The organism is Clostridium sp. TJA032 (genome assembly GCF_058310275.1).
This window is the reverse complement of the sequence record NZ_JBZEFB010000001.1, coordinates 536,861-560,583: the sequence shown is the minus strand read 5'-3', so window position 1 is coordinate 560,583 and position 23,723 is coordinate 536,861. Positions and strand designations below refer to the sequence as shown.

Sequence of the window (23,723 nt, the reverse complement as noted above, 5' to 3'; positions counted from 1 at the left end):
AAGATAATTGATATTTTTTATTCTTTAATATTTGAAAAAAGGAAAGAAGTAGTAAAAGTGATAAAATATTAAAAAGGACTTATTTAAACTTAAAAAATTATTTAAATAAAAATAAGAAGGGGTTAAAGGTATGAATTTATTTGTAATATTAAAGAAACATTTTATAGAAAAGAAACTCCTAACTCTCTCTGTAGTTTTATCTCTTTTCATGGCTAGTATATTGCAGTGGAGTTTTTTTAGGTATATAGTAGGGGTTTTAGTTGCTTGTATGATTGTTATAGATTACAAGGATAAATTAGAAGAGATTAAAGAGGGCAGGAATGTCTTTAAAAAAATATATTTAGATAATTTCATATTTTTTTTAGAAAGTTTTATTATTGGGTATTTAATAAATGAATTATTTTTTATTTTTACAAAAGATAAAATTTTTAAGATAAGTACAAATGATTTTAAAAGTACTTTTATAACTACAGTATGTATAATACTTCTTTTAAATTTGATTTATAGAAAGTTTATTTTAAAAATAGATTTTAAGGATATAGAGGAATTAAGTATTGTTATTACTCTTTTTATAATGAATAGTAATGCTATAAATGGAACTATAGGAAGCTTATACATTATACAAAGAAAGGATGGCATACACTTAATTATAAGCTTAATTTTGATTTTAGGCATAATAATTTTTCTTTACCTACTTTTAAGAAGGTTCATAATAAATGATTCTAAGAAGAATACTCTTAAAAATTAAAAGTAATTTTTAAAATATATAAATATATAAGCTTTTTCTTGGAAAGAATAAGTTAAAAGAAAAAAATAGGAGGATTTAAAAATATGAAAAATATTTTTAATAAAAAAATAGAACCTTTAAAAGATAAAGAATGTGGAGGAGCTTGTAAGGGAAATTGTGAATTTAACTTAAAGCCTTTAGACTTTGCTTATGATGCTTTAGAACCTTACATAGATAAGGAAACTGTAGAAATTCATCATGATAGACATCAAAAAGCTTATGTTGATAATTTAAATAAAGCTTTAAGTAACCATAAGGAACTTTACAAAAAGAGCTTAGAGGAGATATTAAGTGATTTAGACAATACTCCTAGTGATATAAGAGGAGCTTTAGTAAATCAAGGGGGAGGAGTTTATAATCATGAGTTTTATTGGAGTATATTAGGAAAGGATAAAAACATCCCTTCTCTAGAAATGAAAAAAATTATAGAAAGAGATTTTGCTTCCTTTGAAAAATTTAAAGAGGAATTTAAAAAGTGTGCTCTTTCTACTTTTGGTTCAGGATGGGCATGGTTAGTATGTAATAAAGAAGGAAAATTAGAAATTATATCTACAAAGGACCAAGCAACTCCAATTTCCTTAGGATTAAAGCCTATACTTACAATAGATGTTTGGGAACATGCTTACTATTTAAAATATCAAAATAAAAGAGCAGATTATATAGATAATTTCTTTAATATAATCAATTGGGAAAAATGTGAGGAATATTATAAAAATAGATAGAATTTTTATATAAATTATACTAATAGCAATAAATAACCTTTATTTTAAGCAAAAAAATATATATATAGCTTAAAATAAAGGTTATTTTGTTTAAAAGAGTAATATTTATAATAATTATGTAATATACATATTATATTAAGAATAATTACATAATAAAGAAGTTGTTTCAATAAATTGGTAAAATATATGAGAATAATTATCAAATATTCTAATAAAATAAAAAAATATTTAGATTTTTTAGAAAAAATTTTAGAAATATATTGTTACATGGCCATTGTTTTGTTAAAATAGACATTGAGGGTAATTAAATATCCCATAGGGACATAAAAAGTCCCAAGTTGTTAAGAGGAATAGATATAGTAAATTCTTACTATAAGTTATTTTTTAGGGAGGAGAAATGAATATGATGTATTCAAGCGAAGTTCAAGAAATGTGTGTAATTGCTAAAGGTCCAAACCACGGTCCAGCACCAATCCCTGTAGAAGGTAGATGGGTTCAATCAAGAGAAATAAAAGATGTTTCAGGTTTAACTCATGGAGTTGGCTGGTGTGCACCACAACAAGGAGCATGTAAATTAACTTTAAACGTTAAAGATGGTATCATAGAAGAAGCTTTAATAGAAACTATAGGATGTTCAGGTATGACTCATTCAGCTGCTATGGCTTCAGAAATATTACCAGGAAAAACTATATTAGAGGCTTTAAACACAGACTTAGTTTGTGATGCTATAAATACTGCAATGAGAGAATTATTCCTTCAAATAGTTTATGGTAGAAGCCAAACTGCTTTCTCAGAAGGTGGACTACCAATAGGAGCAGGTCTTGAGGACTTAGGAAAAGGATTAAGATCACAAGTAGGTACTATGTACGGAACTTTAGCTAAAGGACCAAGATACCTTGAAATGGCTGAAGGATATGTAACAAAAGTAGCTTTAGATGCTGATGATCAAATTATAGGATACAGATTCGTTCACTTAGGTAGAATGATGGAAATGGTAGCTAAAGGAATGAACGCTAACGAAGCTATGGAAAAAGCTACTGGCCAATACGGAAGATTTGACGAGGCTGTTAGAACTATAGATCCAAGACACGAATAATCTATATATTCATTATTGAAGGAGGATAATAAAATGGCATTATTTGAAAGTTATGAAAGAAGAATTAACCAAATACAACCTGTATTAGAAAAGTACGGAATGGAAACAATAGAAGATGCTAAAGTAGTTTGCGAAAATTTAGGAATAGATCCTTATACAATCGTTAAAGAAACTCAACCAATAGCATTCGAAAATGCTGGATGGGCTTACACTTTAGGTGCTGCTATAGCAATAAAGAAAGGATGTAAAACTGCTGCTGATGCTGCTGAAGCTATCGGAGAAGGATTACAAGCTTTCTGTATTCCAGGATCTGTTGCAGATGACAGAAAGGTTGGATTAGGACACGGAAACTTAGGAGCTATGCTTTTAAGAGATGAAACTAAATGTTTCGCATTCTTAGCAGGACACGAATCATTCGCAGCTGCTGAAGGTGCAATCAAAATAGCTGAAAAAGCTAACAAGGTTAGAAAAGAGCCTTTAAGAGTTATATTAAACGGTCTTGGAAAAGATGCTGCATTCATAATTTCAAGAATTAACGGATTTACATATGTTGAAACTAAATTTGACTATGTAACTGGTAAATTAAACATCGTTAAAGAAACTCCATACTCAAATGGTCCAAGAGCTAAGGTTAAATGCTACGGTTCAGACGACGTTAGAGAAGGTGTTGCTATAATGCATCATGAAGGTGTTGATGTATCTATAACTGGTAACTCAACTAACCCAACAAGATTCCAACATCCAGTTGCTGGAACATACAAAAAAGAATGTGTTGAACAAGGTAAGAAATACTTCTCAGTAGCATCAGGTGGTGGTACAGGAAGAACTCTTCACCCAGATAACATGGCTGCAGGTCCAGCTTCTTATGGTATGACTGATACTATGGGAAGAATGCACTCAGATGCACAATTTGCAGGTTCATCATCAGTTCCAGCTCACGTTGAAATGATGGGTCTTATCGGTATGGGTAACAACCCAATGGTAGGAGCTACTGTTGCTGTAGCTGTTGCTGTAGAAGAAGCAATGAACAAATAATAGAACTTAACTTTTAGTTGATTCTATTTTAAAAGAAATAAAAGTACACGCTATGTAGATTTATGTCTTATAGTGTGTGCTTTTTTTATTATAAATTTAATTACTTACTAGTTTTTTAAAAATAAAAATTAAAAATTCATATATATATTTTAATTTAGTAAACAAAATAGATAGATTTTTAAAAAGATTTAGGTTATAATATTGGATTATTTTATTTTAGGAAGTATAATAATAGTAGAAATACTAATAAAAATAATTAGGGAAATTCATTACCTTCTTAAAGTTAAATTAAGTTAGAATGGGTTTTTTATTGTTTATTATAAGATTTCAAATTTTTTTATTAAGGGAGTGTAATATGAAGAGAAATAGATTAAGTTGTCTAATAGTTGGTGCTGCAATAGGTGCTAGTGCTTTAATTTGCACAACAACCACTAAAGTTGATGCAAAACCCCTTGACTCTTTACAAAATATAAAAGCCACAGAAGGAACTTCTTTTGGAGAAGTTGTTTCATTTGAAGATTTAGCTTTAAGAAATAGTCAAGGCTCGGAATATAATGTAATAACTTTAATACCAAGTGGTTCAAGGGTTAAAATATTAGATAAAACTTCAGAAAAGTTTTATAAGGTTTCTTATAAAGATTTTGTAGGTTATGTAGAAAGCAGTAATATTAAAGTTTTGGGAGATGGATTAAAAGAAGATAATATTGGTTTAATTTCTACAAAAGAGTTAAATGTTAGAACCAGTCCAAATGCAAATGGCAAGGTAATAGGAACATTACATAAAAATGATAGGATAAACGTATTAGATAAGTCTAATGATGGTTGGTATAAAATTGATTTTAATGGAAGAAGAGCCTATGTAAGCAGTAAGTATGTAAATTTACTTTCATATAATGATGAAGAAGAAATTAATGCTACTAAGAAGGACTTATTTGAGGGAAATGGCTTTGTTAATGTAAATACCTCTTTAAATGTGAGACAAGCCCCTACTAATAATAGTAGAATAATTGGAAGCTTAAAAGCAGGAGATAAGGTAGATATAATAAATAAAGAAAAGGATTTTTATAAAATAAAATTTAATAATTCCTATGGATATGTTTACGCAGACTATATTTCAAAAAGTGAAATAAATAAAAAGGTAAAAGAAGTTAAGGAGGAGTCAAATCCTAAGAAAGAAACTTCAAAGGAGTTAGAAAGCAACTCTTTAAATAAAATTGGAATAATAGAGGTTAGTAGTTCCTTAAATGTAAGAGAAAAGGCAACTGTAAATAGTAAGTCTATAGGAAGTTTAAATAAAGGAAGTAAGGTAACTATTATAGGAGAAGAAGGAGATTTCTATAAGATAGAATTTAAAGGTTCTAGTGCTTATATATCAAAGGAATATGTTAAAATAGAGGGTTCTTCAGCTAAGGCTAAAAATGCTAGTAATATAGAAGAAAAACAAAATAATATAGAGGAAGAATCAAATAAAGCAGAAGATACAAATAAAGTACAAGCAGTAGAAGCTTCAAAGAAAAATGGAGTAGTAAATGTTAATAGTTCCTTAAATGTAAGAGCGAAAGCTAGTACAAGTAGTGAAATAATAGGAAGCTTAGGTGGCGGAAATAGAGTAACTATTATAGGAGAAGAAGGAGAGTTTTATAAAATATATTTTAAAGATTCCTATGGATATGTATCAAAGGAATATGTAAAAATAAGTGAAGCTTCAGGAAATGAAGAACAAGAAAATAAACCAAGTAGTCCAGAGAATAATACAAATACTTCAAAGAAAAATGGAGTAGTAGAAGTTAGCAGTTCTTTAAATGTAAGAGCGAAAGCTAGTACAAGTAGTGAAATAATAGGAAGCTTAAGTGGCGGAAATAGAGTAACTATTATAGGAGAAGAAGGAGATTTCTATAAAATAGAATTTAAAGGCTCTTATGGATATGTATCAAAGGAATATGTAAAAATAAGTGAAGCTTCAGGAAATGAAGAACAAGAAAATAAACCAAGTAGTCCAGAGAATAATAATACAAATACTTCAAAGAAAAATGGAGTAGTAGAAGTTAGCAGTTCTTTAAATGTAAGAGCGAAAGCTAGTACAAGTAGTGAAATAATAGGAAGCTTAAGTGGCGGAAATAGAGTAACTATTATAGGAGAAGAAGGAGATTTCTATAAAATAGAATTTAAAGGCTCTTATGGATATGTATCAAAGGAATATGTAAAAATAAGTGAAGCTTCAGGAAATGAAGAACAAGAAAATAAACCAAGTAGTCCAGAGAATAATAATGCAAATACTTCAAAGAAAAATGGAGTAGTAGAAGTTAGTAGTTCTTTAAATGTAAGAAAAGGAGCTAGTACAAGTAGTGAAATAATAGGAAGCTTAAGTGGTGGAAATAGAGTAACTATTATAGGAGAAGAAGGAGATTTCTATAAAATAGAATTTAAAGGTTCTAGTGCTTACGTATCAAAGGAATATGTAAGAATAGTAGAGGACACAGAGGGAGAAGAAAGACCAGAAAGTCCAGAAACTACTGTAGGAATAGGTGTGGTTACAGCTACAAAAGGATTAAATATAAGAAGTGAAGCAAATACTTCCTCTCAAATTATAGGAGTATTAGGTAATGGAGAAAGAATTGAAGTAATAGGAGAAAAAGGCGATTTCTATAAGGTTATTTATAGAGGAGAAGATGGATATGCTTATAAATCTTATATAGAAATAGTAAAGGAAGAAGGGGGATTAAACCCTAACTTAGATATACAAAATTCATCTAAAACAAATTATAATGTAACTTTAGATAAGTATGTTAGACTTCAACAAAAGAATAATCCTGTTAGCTATTCTTATTCAGACCTTGAAAAGTATATAAACCCAGCAAAATCTACTAACACTTTACAATTTTTAAGAGTAGATAAATTTAGAGATGTAAATGTTTCTGCTTTAAGTAGTAGACTTAATAATAAAGGAGTATTAAGTGGTCAAGGAGAAGCTTTTGTAAATGCTGCTAAGGCCTTTAACATGGATCCTATATTCTTAGTTGCTCAATGTCTTCATGAGACTGGAAATGGTACAAGCAAATTAGCAAAGGGTGTAACAATTACAGAAATAGCAGATGAAAGTAGTCCTATATATAATGGAGCAGGACAATTAGTTGGATATAAAATGATTAAATTAAAAAATCCTGTTACTGTATATAATCTTTTTGGAATAGGAGCAAAGGATAATTCATCAGTATTTCCTAATAGAGCTTTAATTTTAGGAACTACTTATGCTTATAATAGAGGATGGACAAGTGTTGATAGTGCTATAAAAGGTGCTGCAGAGTTTCTTTCTCTAAACTATGTTCATAGTTCAAAGTATGAACAAAACACTTTGTATAAGATGAGATATAATCAAAATATAGATAATATATGGCATCAATATGCTACAACTCCTTGGTACGCTTCAAGTATTGCAGATATTATGTCCTCTTATAAGGATTTATATATAGATAATAATTTTACCTTTGATTTGCCTAGATTTTTAGGATAAGAAATTTATAAAAAGTCTAAATAGTTTTTACTATTTTAGGCTTTTTATTTTTTTATTTATTATAGGAAATAAGAATAATTAAATACTTTATAAAGTAATATATTAAGAAAATATTTTTAGGAGTAACCTTTTGGATATTTTAAATTGGAAATTTATCTTTGCTATAATAGTCTTTGCTTTAATAGGGGTTATATGCCTTTTTAAAAGGTCTAAAGCTGGAGTTACGGCAAGTTCTGTAGGAATACTATTTACCATAGTCTTATGGGGGCTATTTAAGGCTACAATAAAGCTTAAAAATTTTCTAGGTAATTTCGGTTTAGATTTTAAGGACCTTTTTAATTTTATAGTTTTAGGAATCATTATAATAATAAGCTTCTTTCTTATTTTTATCTTATTAAATGGATTTAAGAGAGGAAAAAAGAGTTATAAAAAAAGCAGGAGGGGTAAAAAAAGATAGGGAATAAATATTCCTTATCTTTTTTATTTTAAGCTTGTCTACTTTTTACCATTCGCCAGGATAAGCTACAATATGAACTGTAACTTGACGTCTACCCCAAGCTATACATTCTTCATGAGAGTTCATATAAAGGTCTATTATATTTCCCTTTATAACTCCACCAGTATCAGAAGCAATGGCATATCCATATCCTGGTATAAAAACTTTTGAACCTAAAGGTATTACATTAGGGTCAACTGCTATTGTACTTATGCCATTTGGATCTCTAACAGGTCTAAGCCCCATAGCAGTTAAAGTACCACCACTATAAGCTGTAGCTTCCATAGACATGGTCTTTTTATATTTTCCATCACTACTTTCACTACTGCTAGATTGATTTGAGCTAACATTATTTAAATTTCCTAAGCTAGAGGAAGTGCTTTTAGCTTTTTCAGCCTCTTTTTTCTTAGCTTCCTCTTCCTTTATAGATTGAATTTTTTTATTTGCAACCTCTAAAGATTTGTTAGCTACATCCTTTACAGAATCAATGTTAAGTTGTGGGATTAATTGGTTTAATGTGCTTACAGCACTTTCAAGTTCCGAAAGGGACGAAGAAGAATCTATAATAGATACAGAATGAGAAATTAATGACATTTCATTATCTTTAATAACTCCTAAAACAGCATCTTTTTGTTTATTTAATTCTTCTATTTTCTTTTGTTCTTCAGATTTTTTACTGTCTAAAGTTTTAAGAGAGGTTTCTGTTGAAGCCTTAAGTTCTTTAAGTTCTTTTTTATCACTCTCTAGTTTTTCTATATCATTATTTAGAGAATCTTTTTGCGTATCTAAACTATTTATAAGGTTTCTATCTAAGGCAGACACTCTTGCAAGAGCATCAACTCTAGTTAGTAAATCAGAAAAATCTTCTGATTTAAGTAAAAATACTATAGGGTTCATAGTATCTTGCCCCTTATACATAGCACGCATTCTTTTCCCTAAAAGTTCTTGCTTATCTTCTATTTCAGCTTTTAAAGTGTCTACTTTCTCTTCAGTCTCTTTTAAATTCTCCTCAGTACTTTTCATTTTAGCTTTATTTTCTTCTAATTTAGAATTAAGTTCTTCAATCTCATTATTAAGCTTTGATACTTCAGAGTTTAGGGAAATAACTTGGTTATCTAACTGTGAATATTTTACCTTATTCTCCTCTATTGTAGATTTTTTGTCATTTACTGTATCAGCAAAAACCACACTACTAGTTGATAAAGTAATTGACGCAGCGATTAACGCTGATAAAAGTCTTTTTTGCATAAACTACACTCCTTTAGTTAAATTTTCCACAACTTAAGTGTATTTCATAACGTTTTACTGAATTATAACACAAAAGGTAATTGTAACACAAATTTAACCTTTAAAGATTTAAAATATGGTAAGAAAAAGTTAACAATTACATTATACTACAAAGATAAAAAATAAGAAATTCACCTTATATTGAAATAATTAAAATTATATATTATAATTAAAAAAAATAATATTTTGTATTTTTAGGTTTGATTTGATTAAAAGGGAAAGTGGTTAAAATCCACTACAGCCCCCGCTACTGTAAGAGGATACGAGTTTCTATAAGCCACTAATTTTAAAAAATTGGGAAGGGTGAAATAAGGATAAGCCTCAAGTCAGGATACCTGCCTAAAATTTATAAACTAAGCTTCGGAGGGAAGAGATTAGTATTTATTGTTCATAATTTTGGAAAATAATTACTTTGATTCAAAAGCATCTGTTCTTTGTAGCACAGATGCTTTTTATTTTTAATGTTTTTAGAGGTGAAAAATGAAAAAAGCTATATTAGTAGTAAGTTTTGGAACAAGTCATATAGAGGCAATAAATAACTCTATAAAAAAAATTGAAGATTCTATAGAAGAGAGCTTTAAAGATTATGATGTTTTTAGAAGTTTTACTTCACATATGATAGTTAGAAAGTTAAAAGAAAAATATGATATGGAGGTATTATTTCCAGAAGATGCTCTTAAAAAGTTAGGAGAAGAAGGGTATGAAGAAGTTATAGTTCAGCCACTTCATATTATTCCTGGGGAAGAATTTGATTACATAAAACATATGGTAGATATTAATAGACCTATGTTTAAAAAAATAGAAATAGGAAGACCTATTTTTTATTATGAAGGCTTTGAAGGAGGTCCTGATGATTATTCTTGTTTTATAGACACTATGAAGAATTTAATTGAAGAAAATTCTCCTTGTGTTTTTGTAGGACATGGTAGTGCAAATCCATCTAATGCTGTTTATGGATGCTTACAATCTGTTTTAGAAGATAAGGATTATAATGATGTCTTTGTAGGAACAGTAGAGGGATATCCTAATTTTTCAAATGTTTTAAAAAGAGTTAAGAAAAACAATATTAATAAAATAACTATAATTCCTTTAATGGTTGTAGCAGGAGACCATGCTAAAAATGATATGGCTTCAGAGGAAGAGGATTCATGGAAAAGTAGGTTTGAAGCTTCAGGAGTTTCTGCTAAGGTAATCTTAAAGGGATTAGGAGAATATGATGAGTTTTGCAACTTATATATACAAAGGATAAATGATGTTATAAAGGAAACCTACAAAGGTCTTGGAGAAACTAAAAAGAAACACAAGAGAGGAAGAAAATAATAATGGATTATATGAAAAGTCCTATGGGAATTGAAGAAAAAAGTTTTGAAATTATAGGTTCAGAAATGAAAAATGAAAGGAACTTTTCAGAGGAAGAACTAAATATAGTAAAGAGAGTAATACATACTACGGCAGATTTTGAGTATGAAGATTTAATAGATATAAGCAAAGATGCTATCGAAGCTGGAATATCTGCTTTAAAAAACGGAGCTAAAATATATACAGACACAACTATGGCTTTATCTGGAATTAATAAAAGAGCTTTAAAGGTATTAAATTCATCAGTTCAATGTTATGTTGGATTAGAAGAAGTATTTAAAATGGCAAAGGAAAATAATATTACAAGGTCAATGGCAGGAGTTGAACTTGCAGCAAAGGAAAATGTAGATATATTTGTTTTTGGTAATGCACCAACTGCTTTATTTAAGCTTAGAGAACTTATAAAAGAAGGAAAAGCTAAGCCAAAACTTATAATTGCAGTACCAGTAGGTTTTGTAGGAGCAAGTGAAAGTAAGGAAGATTTAGAGAGTATTAATACTCCTTATATAAGAGTTAGAGGAAGAAAAGGTGGAAGTACTGTAGCAGCAGCTATAATGAATGCTTTACTTTATATGAATTACAAAAGAGAAATGTAAATTAAAGAAGGTATAACAAATGTTTGATATGTATGTAGAAAGTGGAGGCAAAAAACTAAGGTGTGGCTATACAACAGGTTCCTGTGCAGCAGCAGCTTCTAAGGCAGCAACCTATATGCTTTTTAATAAAAACAACATAAGCTCTATAGATATAACTACTCCTAAAAATATAAAACTTAATTTAGAGATACATAATATAAATTTTTGTAAAGATAAAGTTTCCTGTTCTGTTATAAAGGATGGAGGAGACGACATAGATGCAACTTCTGGACTTGAAATTTTTGCAAAGGCAGAAGAAATAGAAGAGGGTTTTATTCTTTGTGGAGGAGAAGGTGTTGGAGTTGTTACAAAAGAAGGTCTTTTTGTAAAAAAGGGAGAAAGTGCTATAAATCCTGTTCCAAGAGAAATGATAAAAAAAGAGGTCTTAAGTGTTCTGCCTAAGGGAAAGGGAGTTAAGATAACAATTTTTGTTCCAAGAGGGAGAGAGATTGCTAAGAAAACATTTAACCCTAGACTTGGAATAGTAGATGGCATATCAATTCTTGGTACAACAGGAATAGTTTATCCAATGTCAGAGGAAGCTTTAAAAGAATCTATACGTATTGAAATAAGACAAAAAGCTTTAAAAAATAATAAATTATTTTTTGTTTTTGGAAATATGGGAGAAAGATTTTTAAAAGAAAGAGGGCATAAAGAGGATAATATAGTTGTTATATCTAACTTTGTAGGCTTTTCTATAGAGTGTGCCTTAGCCATTGGAATAAAGGATATAACTATAGTTGGTCATATAGGAAAATTAAGTAAGATTGCCTTTGGTTGTTTTAATACCCATAGTAGAGTATCTGATGTAAGGCTAGAAGTCATAGCTTTAGAGCTTACCTTAATGGGGTATGATTTATCTCTTGTAGAAAAAGTTTTAGAAGAAAAAACTAGTGAAGGTGTTGTAAGGCTTCTTGGAGATGATTTTAAAAATCTTTATGAAAGAATAGGAGAAAAAATATTAAAAAGATTAGATATATACGCTTATGGAGAAGCTAATTTTAATATTTTAATGTACTATGGGGCTAAGGATATGAAGCTTTTATATAAGTCTTAAAGCTTTAAAGGTACTTATTAATTAGGAAAGGTTGAAGGATGCTTTGGTTAAAATACTCGGTTTAGGACCAGGACATGAAGATTATATAATTCCTAAGGTTTTTAAAGAAATTGAAAATAGTGATTATATAATTGGATTTGAAAGAGCAATTTCTAGCTTAAAGTTTTTAAGTTTTATAGAAAAAAATAAATTAAAAAAAGTAAAAAGCCTAAAAGGGATTATAGATTTTTTAAATAATAATAAGGGAGAAAAAATATCTGTAGTGGCATCAGGGGATCCAACCTTTTATGGCATTACAAACTATATATGTGAAAATTATAAGGGAGAAGTTTCTGTTTTACCTGGAATAAGTTCTTTTCAGTATTTAACATGTAAACTTAAAAAGCCTTGGAATAATGCTTTTGTAGGAAGTATGCATGGAAGGGAAGAGAATTTTATAAAAATTGTTAGGGAAAACAAATTATCTATTTGGTTAACAGATAAAAAAAACACTCCAATTACCTTAAGTAAAAAGCTAATAGAAAATTCTATTGATGCTACTTTATATGTAGGAGAAAATTTGTCTTATAAAGAGGAGAGAATAACCTTTGGTAAGGCAGAAGATATATTAAATAAAGAGTATGGGGATTTATCTGTAATAATAATAGAAAGATAGGTTTTCCTTTGGAGGAAAATTAAATGAAATTTTTAAAAGACTCAGATTTTATACGAGGAAAGTGTCCTATGACAAAGGAAGAAGTTAGAATACTTACTATTAGCAAACTAGAGTTAAGTGAAGATTCTACCTTTTTAGATATTGGAAGCGGAACAGGAAGCATTACTGTGCAAGGCTCAAAGCTTTTAAAAAAAGGAGTAGTTTTTTCTATAGAAAGAGATGAAGAAGCTATAAGAATAACTAAGGAGAATATAAAAAAATTCTCTTGTAAAAATGTAACTCTTTTAGAAGGCGATGCTATAGAAAAAATGGAATTTATCTTAAAGGAGATAAATTTAGGGAAAATTTCGAAGTTTGATTCAATATTTATAGGAGGTTCTGGTGGGGGACTTGAAAAAATTATAAATATATCAGATAAAATTCTAAAGATAAAGGGAGTTTTAGTATTAAACTTTATAACTTTAAACAATTTATATAAAGCAATAGAATTTTTAAAGGAGTTAGGTTATAAAACTGAAATTTCTTTAGTTAACATAAGCAAAAATAAAGAAAATACATATATGATGATTAGCAATAATCCAATTTTTATTGTTAAAGCATTTAAGGAGGAAAATTAAGTGGCAATATTATACGGAATAGGTGTAGGTCCAGGAGATAGTGAGTTATTAACTGTAAAGGCAGTAAAGGCTATAGAAGACAGTAGTGTTATAGTTGCACCAAGTGCAGAGGAAAATGGAGAAAGTATAGCCTTATTAGCGGCTAATGAGTATATAAAAGAAGGAACAGAAACTTTTATTAAGCATTTTCCTATGGGAAAAAAAGATAGAGAGTTAAAAGTTAAGGAAGCTTATGAGCTTATTTTAGAAAAATTAAAAGAGGGTAAGAATGTAAGTTTTTTAACTATAGGAGACCCTTATGTTTATAGTACATATATTCATTTATTAAATTATGTAGAAGAACATGGTTTTTCTGTTAAAACTATTCCGGGAATAACTTCTTTCTGTGCAGCAGCTAGCATAGTTGACAGAACTTTAGTTGTTGGTAATGAGCCCTTACTTGTACTTCCAGCAGGAAGAGTTAAAGATATAAAAGATGAAAAATTTGTTGTTGTTATGAAGGTTTACAAAAAGGAAGAAGAGGTTTTAAATGTCTTAGAAGATAAGGGATTTAATTATGTGTTAGTTAGTAGAGCAGGAAGAGAAGGAGAAAAGATTTTAAAAACTAGAGAAGAAATATTACGTCATAGAGATTATATGTCTTTAATATTAGCTAGTAAGTAGACTATTTAAAAATCGTAATTATTTAGGAGGCAAAGGATAAAATGTTATATTTCATAGGTGCAGGTCCAGGAGCTGTGGACTTAATAACAGTTAGAGGAAGAGAATTATTAGAAAGAGCAGACCTTGTAATATATGCAGGGTCATTAGTTAGTGAAAAACATCTAGAATTTTGCAAAAAAGATTGTAAAATATATAATTCAGCTTCAATGACTTTAGAGGAGGTCTTATCTGTTATAAAAGAAAATGATGGTGAAGGTAAAATCATAGTAAGACTTCATACAGGAGACCCATCAATTTACGGTGCTATTAAAGAGCAAATGGATGAATTAGATAAATTTAATATAAGTTATGAAGTTGTACCAGGTGTAAGTTCCTTTACAGCAGCAGCTTCAGCAATAAAAAAAGAATTTACATTACCTTCTGTAACTCAAACTGTTATCTTAACTAGAGTAGAAGGAAGAACACCAGTTCCAGAAACAGAAGATTTAGAGAAGTTAGCTAAAATAGGAGCTTCCATGGCTTTATTTTTATCAATATCAATGATTGATAAGGTTGTTGAGAAATTAAAAAATGGATATGGAAGAGAAGATGTTCCTATAGCTGTAATTTCTAGAGCTACATGGGATGACCAAGAGGTAATAGTAGGGAATTTAAAAAATATATCTGAAAAAGTTAAGGAAGCTGGAATAAATAAATGTGCTCAAATATTAGTTGGGGATTTTATTGATTGTGATTATGAGAAAAGTCTTCTTTATGATAAGCATTTTACTCATATGTTTAGAAAAGGAATAGAATAAAATGATTGGAATAATAAGTGTTACTCATAGAGGCGATTTTATAGGAGATAAACTTAAAGACTTTTTAAAAAAAAACAGTATTAACTTTAAAAGTGCCTATAAAAGTAAACTTAAAGATTTTTCCTTAAAAGCTATAATTGAAGATTTTTTTAAAGAATGTACAAATATTATCTTTATAAGCTCAACAGGCATTGCAGTTAGAGCTATAAGTCCTTTTATAGTAAAAAAGGATAAGGACCCAGGGGTTGTTGTTATTGATGTAAATAATAACTTTACCATAAGCTTAATAGGAGGGCATATTGGAGGAGCTAATGAATTAACATTAAAATTAAGCAAACTTTTAAATAATACTCCAGTTATAACAACGGCTACAGATAATCAAAATAAAATTGCACCAGATATGGTTGCTAAAAGTAACAATCTTATTATAGATGATTTAAAAAAAGCAAAGGATATGGCCTCTAGACTTGTAAATGATAAAAAGGTCTATTTTTTAGATGAAGATGGACTTATAGAAACTCCTTTAGGCTATGAAAAAAGTGAAATTTTAAGAGATAACACCTTAGTTGTAAGCAATAAAGATTCTTTTTTAGGAGAGAAAACTTTAAAAGGAGTTTTAAAGTTAGTTAGAAGAAATATACTTTTAGGTATAGGCTGTAGAAAAAACACCCCTTCTAATAATTTAATATCTTTTATAGAAGAAGAACTTAAGAATTTAAATATAGACAAAAGAGCGGTATTAAAGATAGGTTCTATAGATATAAAAAAAGATGAAAAGGCTATTTTAGATTTAAGCTCATATTTAAACTGTTCCTTTGAAACTTTTTCTAAAGAGCAAATTAAAGTTTTTCAAAATGAATTTGAGGGTAGTGATTTTGTTGAAAAATCTATTGGGGTAAGAGCAGTATCAGAGCCTGTAATTCTTTTGATGAATGGAAAAATAACAATAAATAAGCTAAAGAAAAATGGAATGACCTTAAGCATTGGAATACTTAAGGAGTAAAGGTTAAACCTAATAAACATAAGAAGGAGATATATAGATGGGAAAATTATATGTAATTGGAATTGGCCCTGGTGGATTAGATGAAATGACTTTAAGAGCTGTTAAGGCTATTGAAGAAAGTGAAGTAATAGTTGGATACACTAAGTATATAGAGATGATAAAAGATTTAATAAAGGATAAAAAAGTTTTTAAAACTGGTATGCGTGGAGAGGAAGAAAGATGCAGGGAAGCTTTAATCCTTAGCAGAGAACAAAAGGTTGCTTTAATAAGTACTGGAGATTCAGGGATTTATGGAATGGCAGGACTTATATTAGAAATGAGAAAAGATGAAGAGGTTGAAATAATACCAGGTATTACAGCTTCTAGTGCAGCAGGTTCAGTATTAGGGGCTCCTTTAATGCATGATAATTGTAATATAAGTTTAAGTGATTTAATGACACCTTATGACGAGATTAAAAAAAGAGTTCGATTAGCTGCAGAAGGAGATTTTGTAATTTCTCTATACAATCCTAAAAGTAAAGGAAGACCATATTATTTAAAAGAGTGTGTTGAAATAGTAAAGAAATTTAGAAAAGAGAATACTCCTATAGCTGTTGTAAAGAATGCTTTAAGAGAAGGAGAAAGTAAGGAAATATTTACTCTAAAAAACTTTAATGATGAAGTTGTAGATATGTTTTCTATAGTTATTATAGGTAATTCAAAAAGTTATGTAAAAGATGGTTATTTCATAACTCCAAGAGGTTATAAAATAAAAAAATAAACTAATGAGGATTAAAATATGATTGCACTTATATTAGGCACTTCTGAAGGAAGAGAGTTTTTAAAAGCTTTAAAGGGCTTTGAAGATAATATAGTTATATCTACAGCTACAGAGTATGGAAGTAATCTTTTAAAGGACTTTAATGTTAAGTTTAAAAATCATAAACCTTTAAATGAAGTTGAACTTTTAAATTTTGCTAAGAAATTTAATTTAAAAGCAATAGTAGATGTATCTCATCCTTATGCTAAAAATGTTAGTAAAAATACAATGAAAATTTGTGAAAGTTTAGATATAGAATATATAAGATACGAGAGAAGTGGCGTATTAGAAGAATTAAAGGATGAAAATATTATAAGAATTACTTCTTTAGAAAAGCTTAAGCATATAGATTCTATAATTGATGGTCCTATTTTAAATACTACAGGCAGTAATGGCGTAGAGGAAATAGTAAAGCTTTCTCTTAAAAATAGAATTATTCATAGAGTATTACCTTCTAAGAAGGTAATGAATGATTTAATAGCTTTAGGTATTAATATAGAGGATATAATTGCTATAAAAGGTCCTATTGGATATGAACTTAATAAAGCCTTTATAAAGGAATATAAAGCAAAGGCTCTTTTAACTAAAGATAGTGGATTAAGAGGAGGAGCTTTAGAAAAAGCAAAGGCTTCACTAGATTCTAATATTAAATTAATAATATTAGAAAAACCTACTATAGATTATGGAAGAACCTTTTCTAATATAGAAGAATGTATAGAATTTATTAAGGGATTCTTTTAAATAAAAACCTCTTTAAGTTTTCTTAAAGAGGTTTTTTGTTATTTTTTAAAATAATTAAAAAATAAATTAAAGTAAGTTATTAAAAAAGTGTAAAAAACTAAAACTATAGGTTGAAAAATAATTAAAATTTAAATATAATCTAATAAAATAAAAAATTCTTTAAGATAGTCCAAGAGAGGCTACAAGAATTAATAATTTATATCATAAATAAAGTCTATTTATTAAAATTAACTTCTTGTTTTCTTAAGGTTTATCTTTTTTAACAAGAAGTTTTTTATTTTACCTTTTTAATTAAGTCCTGTGAGGCTAAAAAAGGGAGAAGCAAATTTGTTTTCTCCTTAAAAAGAATAAGGAGGCATAAGTTTTTATGGCACAACAAGTAATAAATGAAGAAAAAGAAAATATTAAAAAAGTAGGACTTTTGGCATATTTAAAAAATGCTCTTTTAGGATTTCAACATTTAGTTGCTATGTTTGGAGCAACTGTTTTAGTACCTATAGTAACTGGATTAGATCCTTCAGTAGCTTTATTTACAGCAGGAGTAGGTACGCTTATATTTCATTTATGTACAAAGGGTAAGGTACCTGTCTTTTTAGGTTCTTCCTTTGCTTTTATACCTGTAATTCAGGCTGTTGCAGCTAAATATGGAGATTTAAGATATGCTCAAGGAGGTATTTTCTTTGCAGGTTTAACTTACATACTAATAGCTCTTTTAGTAAAAAGAATAGGTATGGATAAGATAAAAAGCATACTACCTGCAAGAGTAGTTGGACCTATGATAATGGTTATAGGATTAAATCTTATACCAAATGCTTTAAGTATGGCAGGAGTAACTTCTTTAATATTAGGAGAGAGTGGTGCCTTTTCTACAGTTTTAGTTGCCCTTGTAACTTTAGCTTTAGCTTTAAGTATAAGCAAACTTGGAAAAGGATTCTTTTCACAATTAGCAATAATAATCGCAGTTTTTGTAGGATATACCTTAAGTTTAATTTTAGGACAAGTAGATACTACTTTAATTCATGAAAGTACTATGATAGCTGTTCCACACTTTACACTACCAAAATTTGATTTTGGTGCAGTAATGATAACTTTACCTGTTATTTTAGCAGTATCTATGGAACATATAGGAGATATTACTACTAATGGTCAAGTTGTAGGTAAAAACTTTATAGAAGACCCAGGATTAAATAGAACCTTTTTAGGAGATGGACTAGCTACTGTAGTGGCTTCTCTTTTAGGAGGACCTGCTAATACAACTTATGGTGAAAATACAGGAGTATTAGCTATAACAAAAAATTATAATCCTGCAATTTTAAGAATAACAGCACTTTTTGCAATAGTACTAAGCTTTATTGCAAAGTTTGGAGCTTTCATAAGAACAATTCCACAATCCGTAATGGGAGGAATAAGTTTAATGCTTTTCTCTATGATAGCTTTAGTTGGAGTTAAGACAATTAAAAATGAAAAAGTTAAGCTAAATAAAACTAATGTAATTTTAATGGCTATTATAATCTTTATAGGGTTATCTGGAATATTCTTAGAAAATCCAATAGGAATTAAAATAACTGATTCAGTAAGTATATCAGGCTTAAGTTTAGCAGCCTTAGTTGGTATTATATTAAATTTAATTATAAGTTTTTTTGAAAAGAAAAAATTAGTAAATAGATAAAAAGCAAAGATTTATTCTTTGCTTTTTTTATTTATTTTGAATATTTTTAATAAATTATTTATTTTATTAATTATTTTCCTAAATAAATTTAATAAAAATGAATTAGAAAACTTTGTAGAAATGTGGTAAAATGTATAGTAATATATATTAAAATTTTGTTAACTTGAAGTTGATGAGAGGAAGTGTCAAAAATGAATTTAATAAGTAGCAAAATTGACGAAATGAAAGATGATTTAATTGAGTCAGTACAAGATATTATTAGAATCAAAAGTGTTGAAGGAGAACCAAAGGAAGGAATGCCTTTTGGAGAGGGTGTATCTAAAGCTTTACAATGCGCATTAGACATATCTGAAAAATTAGGATTTAAAGTAGTTAATTTAGATGGTAATGTTGGTTATGCAGAGTATGGTGAAGGAGAAGAATATGTAGCTGCTTTAGGACATTTAGATGTAGTTCCTGAAGGAGATGATTGGATATATCCACCTTATGGAGCAGAAATACATGATGGAAAAATATATGGAAGAGGAACAACTGATGACAAAGGACCTATAATGGCTTCTTTATATGGTTTAAAAGCTATAAAAGAATTAGGATTACCTTTATCTAAAAGGATAAGAATAATATTTGGTACTAATGAAGAAACAGGAAGTAAAGACATGGAATACTATGTTGAACATGAAAAAGCACCTGTAGCTGGTTTTACTCCTGATGCTGAATTTCCTATAATAAATGGAGAAAAGGGAATAACTATTTTTGACATTGTAAAAAACTTTGGAGATGAAAAAAATAATGGAGATGTTTTAGTTTGTAGCATAAAAGGAGGAATTGCATCTAATGTAGTTGCTAGTTTATGTGAAACAAAGTTAAAAGCAAAAGATCCAGTTAAAACTTGTGAAGAAATAACTAATATTGCAAAAGAAAATAATATAAAATTTGAAGTATCACATAATGGTGATGAAGTAGAGTTAAAAGTATTTGGGGTTTCAGCTCATGGTAGTACTCCAGAAAAGGGTATAAATGCTATAATGCAAAGTATTAAAATTTTAGCTAATTTAGATTTAGCACAAGAAGATATAAAATCTTTTGTTAAATTCTTAAATGATAATATAGGCGAAGATGTTTATGGAGAAAAGTTTGGAATAAACTTAATGGATGAAGCTTCAGGCAAAGTAAGCTTTAATGTTGGAGTTATAGATTTAAATGATAAAGTAGGAAGACTTACTTTAAACTTAAGATATCCTGTAACAAAAACTTTAGAAGATATGATGAATCCATTTAATGAAAGAATAAAAGGTACAGGCATAGTAATTGAAAACTTTGAGCATCAAAAACCTTTATACTTCTCACCAGACCATCCTTTAATAAAGACTTTACAAAGAGTTTATAAGGAAGAAACAGGAGAAGAAGGAAAATTAATTTCAATAGGTGGAGGAACATATGCTAAAGAGATGCCTAATATAGTAGCTTTTGGGCCAATATTCCCAGGAGAAGCAGATGTTATTCATAAACCAAATGAATATATAAAAATAGATGATTTAGTTTTAATAAGTAAGATATATGCAAAGGCTTTATATGAATTAGCTAAATAAAAAAAGAAAATAAAAAAGGGGGGTTAATTACCTCCCTTTTTTATTCATGTTTATTTTGACAATCTTCACAAATTCCGTAAAAATACATTTTGTTTGAAAGTATTCTGTAGTTAGAAGTTTTTTGAGCTTCTTCATTTAGATGTGCATAATCTAAATTTTCAATATCATCAACTCTACCACAAGCTAAACATTGAACATGACAATGGTCATTAGAGTTACCATCGTATCTAAAATTACCTTCTCCTACGTTTATTTCTTGTATTAGTTCTACTTCTACAAGAGTTTTTAAGGCTTTATATACTGTAGCTAAAGACATTGTAGGGTAGTCCTCTTGCAAAGCCTTATAAATTGTCTCAGCAGATGGATGTTCTTTTGTACCTTTTAAGTATTTATAAACAGCAATCCTTTGAGGAGTTAATTTTAATTTTTTCTCTTTAAAAATAGTAGTTATATTGTCCATTTCCACCATCCCTATCATATATAAGAATTAAATATATTATATAATAATAATTATTATATGTCAAAGATTATCTTTTAATACTGCCTAAAGCGAAATAATCTTTATATTGTTTAAAATATTTTAATAAAAAGGTTAAAAAAACTTGTAAAAATAACCTTTTTATGATAAAATCTATTTAAAATCTTGTTAATTTATTAACAAAGTTTTTCCATGTTCATTTCATTTTCCTTTAAGAACAGTTTTTACTGTTCTTTTTTTATGTTTTTAGAAAATAATTAAATTTAAATTAAAGTTTTTTAAACGCTATTAACTATTTTACTTGTATAAAAAGAGAATTGCAAGTAAAGTGTTAAAAAATAATATTAATATGTTATAAATTTATAAGATTTTTTATAAATTTTTTTATTAATAATGGGGAAAAATTATAAATATAAAATAATTATAATAGTTTGAAAATTATGTATTTTATCCTTAAAATTTTTATAATTATTTAAATAATTACCATACTTTACTTAATGTTAAAGTAGTGGTAAAATTTTCTATATAAATAAATTGCTTAGGAGGTTAATTATGTCAAAGTATAAAGTAGGCGACGAATTGATTATTGTTACTGATCCTAATAAAGAAACTCAAAAGTTAAAAGATTTAAGCTTTTTAAAGAAAGAAGGAGATTTTGCTTGTTTGTCATGGGGTATAAAAATTGTAGATATACTTTATGAAAAGCCCTATGTTACATTAACTTATAAAAATGTTATGGGAGAAATTAATAAGGTTTTTGCAGTTTGTAAAAATGTTCAAAATTTTGATCAAGAAAAGGTTTTAGAAAAAGCTTTGCTTAAGGCTTTTCAAAATGAGCTTACAACTATTACAGTTATCAAAAATTCAGGTTTAAAAACTATGTTATAAATATTTTAGAGGGGATTGAGATTATAAGATGGCATATTGTCCATTCTGGTCAAATGAAAGTGAGAAAATAAAGTGTCAAAAAGATTGTCCTATGAATGAAAGGATAACTGGTGAAGAATGTGTCTTTTTATTATATTTAGATAAGAACTTTTTGATAGAAGAAAAAGGTAAAAATAATAATTTAGTATTGGTTTAAAAATAAAGGAGCTTTAAAATTAAAGCTCCTTTATTTTTTATTTGTATATACTAGAATATTTATGAAGTAGATTATGTTTTAAATTCCATAAGCCATTTGATAAATCAACATAATAAGTATGAGGATTTTCAAATCTTAAAACTTCAGGCCAAAGTTTTTCGCATTCTTTTTTTGCATAGTCTCTAATTTCCATTACTGTAGGATTTTTATAGCATATTTTACCTTTATCAAATATTTTAACAAGAAGGTCTTTAACATAATAATTAGTTAAAGTTTTTCTTTTCCAAACATGTATAGGGTCAAATATTTCTAAAGGCTTAGTAATATCTAATTCTTCATCATTTAAAAGAATTAAATCAGCTAAAGCTGTATGAGTATTTTTGTCAAAAATTCTTACTATTTTCTTAAAGCCAGGATTTGTTATTTTTTCTTCGTTTTCACTTATTTTTATTCTAGGAATTATATTTCCTTCATCATCTTCCACAGCAACTAATTTATAAACACCTCCAAAGACTGGTTCTGACCTTGCAGTTATAAGTCTTTCTCCAACTCCAAAGGCATCAATATAAGCACCTTGACTTAAAACATCTCTTATTATATATTCATCTAAAGAATTTGAAACTATTATTTTACAATCTTCGTAACCTGCTTCATCTAACATTTCTCTACATTTTTTAGATAAATAAGTTATATCTCCACTATCTATTCTAATTCCTTGAGGCCTTTTTCCTAAAGGTTTTAATACCTCGTCAAAAACTTTAATAGCATTAGGAACACCAGATTTTAATACATTATAAGTATCTATTAGTAAAGTACAGTTATCAGGATAGGCAACTGCCCAGGCTTTAAAGGCTTCATATTCATCGCCAAAAAGTTGAATCCAACTATGAGCCATAGTTCCAATTGCAGGAATATCAAACATCTGGTCTGCTATTGTACAAGCTGTTGAATGACATCCACCTATGGCAGCAGCTCTAGCACCATAAATCGCTCCATCATAGCCTTGAGCTCTTCTAGAACCAAATTCCATTACAGTTTTGTCCTTAGCAGCTCTACATATTCTATTTGCTTTAGTAGCTATAAGCGTTTGGTGATTTATAGTTAAAAGTATCATAGTTTCTATAAATTGAGCTTGTATTACAGGCCCTTTAACTATTACTAAAGGCTCATTTGGAAATACTGGATTTCCTTCTGGAATTGCCCAAACATCACAGGTAAATTTGAAATTTATTAAAAAATCTAAAAATTCATTGCAAAATAAATTCTTTGACTTTAAATAAGCTATATCATCTTCTGAAAAGTTTAGATTTGATAAGTATTCAATAAGCTGTTCAACACCAGCCATTATACAATAGCCACCACCATCTGGAACCCTTCTAAAATACATATCAAAATAGGCAATTTTATTTTCTATACCATTTTTAAAATATCCATTTGCCATAGTAAGTTCATAGAAATCAACTAGCATTGTAAGATTTCTAGGATTTTTTACATCAAACTTATAATCCATATAAAATTTATCTCCTTTTCATAAGTTGTCAATAACTATTGTAACCAGTACTTAGAATTATTACAATATATATGTTATTAAATATTATGTTTTACTATAGGATTTTTAGTCAAGAATTAAAATAAATTTTAAT

The 23,723-nt window shown here is 28.4% G+C and carries 23 protein-coding genes and 1 riboswitch; of the genes, 20 read left to right on the top strand and 3 right to left on the bottom strand.

From position 1 onward, the window contains the following. The first annotated feature begins 130 nt into the window (after positions 1-130). The 6 genes from AC4FRL_RS02565 to AC4FRL_RS02540 all read left to right on the top strand — a co-directional run bounded on the left by AC4FRL_RS02565 (position 131) and on the right by AC4FRL_RS02540 (position 7,608). Entirely contained in the window at positions 131-748 is a 618-nt protein-coding gene (locus AC4FRL_RS02565; RefSeq protein ID WP_491138515.1) for a hypothetical protein, read from the top strand. An 83-nt stretch (positions 749-831) separates the two neighbouring features. Beyond that, positions 832-1,509 (top strand): superoxide dismutase, encoded by a 678-nt coding sequence (locus tag AC4FRL_RS02560; protein ID WP_491138513.1) that lies wholly within the window; start codon positions 832-834, stop codon positions 1,507-1,509. A 403-nt stretch (positions 1,510-1,912) separates the two neighbouring features. Continuing rightward, a complete protein-coding gene (locus AC4FRL_RS02555) occupies positions 1,913-2,605 on the top strand; it encodes an iron-sulfur cluster assembly scaffold protein (protein WP_011592237.1) in 693 nt (230 codons plus the stop codon). A gap of 33 nt (positions 2,606-2,638) precedes the next feature. Continuing rightward, positions 2,639-3,640 (top strand): GGGtGRT protein, encoded by a 1,002-nt coding sequence (locus AC4FRL_RS02550; protein WP_491138512.1) that lies wholly within the window; start codon positions 2,639-2,641, stop codon positions 3,638-3,640. Between the two features lie 355 nt (positions 3,641-3,995). Further along, positions 3,996-7,151, top strand: a complete 3,156-nt coding sequence (locus tag AC4FRL_RS02545) for an SH3 domain-containing protein (protein WP_491138510.1) — start codon at positions 3,996-3,998, stop codon at positions 7,149-7,151. Positions 7,152-7,281: 130 nt separating this feature from the next. Then, entirely contained in the window at positions 7,282-7,608 is a 327-nt protein-coding gene (locus AC4FRL_RS02540; RefSeq protein ID WP_491138508.1) for a hypothetical protein, read from the top strand. A gap of 45 nt (positions 7,609-7,653) precedes the next feature. Here AC4FRL_RS02540 and AC4FRL_RS02535 read toward each other — a convergent pair whose 3' ends face one another. After that, positions 7,654-8,895 (bottom strand): 3D domain-containing protein, encoded by a 1,242-nt coding sequence (locus tag AC4FRL_RS02535; protein ID WP_491138507.1) that lies wholly within the window; start codon positions 8,893-8,895, stop codon positions 7,654-7,656. A gap of 218 nt (positions 8,896-9,113) precedes the next feature. Beyond that, a riboswitch (cobalamin riboswitch) is annotated at positions 9,114-9,291 on the top strand. A 123-nt stretch (positions 9,292-9,414) separates the two neighbouring features. Between AC4FRL_RS02535 and AC4FRL_RS02530 the strand changes: the two genes are divergently transcribed. From AC4FRL_RS02530 to pepV, 12 genes are all read left to right on the top strand, one after another. Continuing rightward, on the top strand, positions 9,415-10,254 hold the full coding sequence (locus tag AC4FRL_RS02530; protein ID WP_491138505.1) for a sirohydrochlorin cobaltochelatase: 840 nt from the start codon (positions 9,415-9,417) through the stop codon (positions 10,252-10,254). Between the two features lie 2 nt (positions 10,255-10,256). Beyond that, positions 10,257-10,889, top strand: coding sequence for a precorrin-8X methylmutase (locus AC4FRL_RS02525; RefSeq protein ID WP_491138504.1), 633 nt, complete (start codon positions 10,257-10,259; stop codon positions 10,887-10,889). A 19-nt stretch (positions 10,890-10,908) separates the two neighbouring features. Next, entirely contained in the window at positions 10,909-11,985 is a 1,077-nt protein-coding gene (gene cbiD / locus AC4FRL_RS02520; RefSeq protein WP_491138502.1) for a cobalt-precorrin-5B (C(1))-methyltransferase CbiD, read from the top strand. 43 nt (positions 11,986-12,028) lie between these two features. Beyond that, the gene (gene cbiE, locus AC4FRL_RS02515) at positions 12,029-12,640 is read left to right on the top strand and encodes a precorrin-6y C5,15-methyltransferase (decarboxylating) subunit CbiE (RefSeq protein WP_491138500.1); all 612 of its coding nucleotides are present in this window, start codon (positions 12,029-12,031) and stop codon (positions 12,638-12,640) included. 23 nt (positions 12,641-12,663) lie between these two features. Continuing rightward, positions 12,664-13,257 carry a precorrin-6Y C5,15-methyltransferase (decarboxylating) subunit CbiT gene (cbiT, locus tag AC4FRL_RS02510; RefSeq protein ID WP_491138499.1) on the top strand — a complete coding sequence of 198 codons (594 nt, stop codon included), beginning with the start codon at positions 12,664-12,666 and terminating at the stop codon, positions 13,255-13,257. Next, positions 13,258-13,920, top strand: coding sequence for a cobalt-factor II C(20)-methyltransferase (locus AC4FRL_RS02505; protein ID WP_491138497.1), 663 nt, complete (start codon positions 13,258-13,260; stop codon positions 13,918-13,920). 41 nt (positions 13,921-13,961) lie between these two features. Continuing rightward, on the top strand, positions 13,962-14,717 hold the full coding sequence (cobM, locus tag AC4FRL_RS02500; RefSeq protein ID WP_491138496.1) for a precorrin-4 C(11)-methyltransferase: 756 nt from the start codon (positions 13,962-13,964) through the stop codon (positions 14,715-14,717). A gap of 1 nt (position 14,718) precedes the next feature. After that, the gene (gene cbiG / locus AC4FRL_RS02495) at positions 14,719-15,720 is read left to right on the top strand and encodes a cobalt-precorrin 5A hydrolase (RefSeq protein ID WP_491138495.1); all 1,002 of its coding nucleotides are present in this window, start codon (positions 14,719-14,721) and stop codon (positions 15,718-15,720) included. Positions 15,721-15,757: 37 nt separating this feature from the next. Beyond that, on the top strand, positions 15,758-16,480 hold the full coding sequence (gene cobJ, locus AC4FRL_RS02490; protein WP_491138494.1) for a precorrin-3B C(17)-methyltransferase: 723 nt from the start codon (positions 15,758-15,760) through the stop codon (positions 16,478-16,480). Positions 16,481-16,498: 18 nt separating this feature from the next. Then, positions 16,499-17,260 carry a cobalt-precorrin-6A reductase gene (locus tag AC4FRL_RS02485; RefSeq protein ID WP_491138493.1) on the top strand — a complete coding sequence of 254 codons (762 nt, stop codon included), beginning with the start codon at positions 16,499-16,501 and terminating at the stop codon, positions 17,258-17,260. Positions 17,261-17,627: 367 nt separating this feature from the next. Further along, a complete protein-coding gene (locus tag AC4FRL_RS02480) occupies positions 17,628-18,929 on the top strand; it encodes a uracil-xanthine permease family protein (protein WP_491138491.1) in 1,302 nt (433 codons plus the stop codon). Between the two features lie 191 nt (positions 18,930-19,120). Continuing rightward, on the top strand, positions 19,121-20,518 hold the full coding sequence (gene pepV / locus AC4FRL_RS02475; protein WP_491138490.1) for a dipeptidase PepV: 1,398 nt from the start codon (positions 19,121-19,123) through the stop codon (positions 20,516-20,518). Positions 20,519-20,558: 40 nt separating this feature from the next. On the opposite strand, the gene perR is transcribed toward pepV, so the two are convergent. Next, positions 20,559-20,978 (bottom strand): transcriptional regulator PerR, encoded by a 420-nt coding sequence (perR, locus tag AC4FRL_RS02470; RefSeq protein ID WP_491138489.1) that lies wholly within the window; start codon positions 20,976-20,978, stop codon positions 20,559-20,561. Positions 20,979-21,548: 570 nt separating this feature from the next. Here perR and AC4FRL_RS02465 point away from each other — a divergent pair. Both AC4FRL_RS02465 and AC4FRL_RS02460 read left to right on the top strand, forming a co-directional pair. Continuing rightward, entirely contained in the window at positions 21,549-21,884 is a 336-nt protein-coding gene (locus AC4FRL_RS02465) for a hypothetical protein (protein WP_491138488.1), read from the top strand. Between the two features lie 28 nt (positions 21,885-21,912). Then, positions 21,913-22,080, top strand: coding sequence for a hypothetical protein (locus AC4FRL_RS02460; protein WP_491138486.1), 168 nt, complete (start codon positions 21,913-21,915; stop codon positions 22,078-22,080). A gap of 37 nt (positions 22,081-22,117) precedes the next feature. Here AC4FRL_RS02460 and AC4FRL_RS02455 read toward each other — a convergent pair whose 3' ends face one another. Beyond that, positions 22,118-23,590, bottom strand: a complete 1,473-nt coding sequence (locus AC4FRL_RS02455; protein ID WP_491138485.1) for a nicotinate phosphoribosyltransferase — start codon at positions 23,588-23,590, stop codon at positions 22,118-22,120. Positions 23,591-23,723 lie beyond the last annotated feature (133 nt).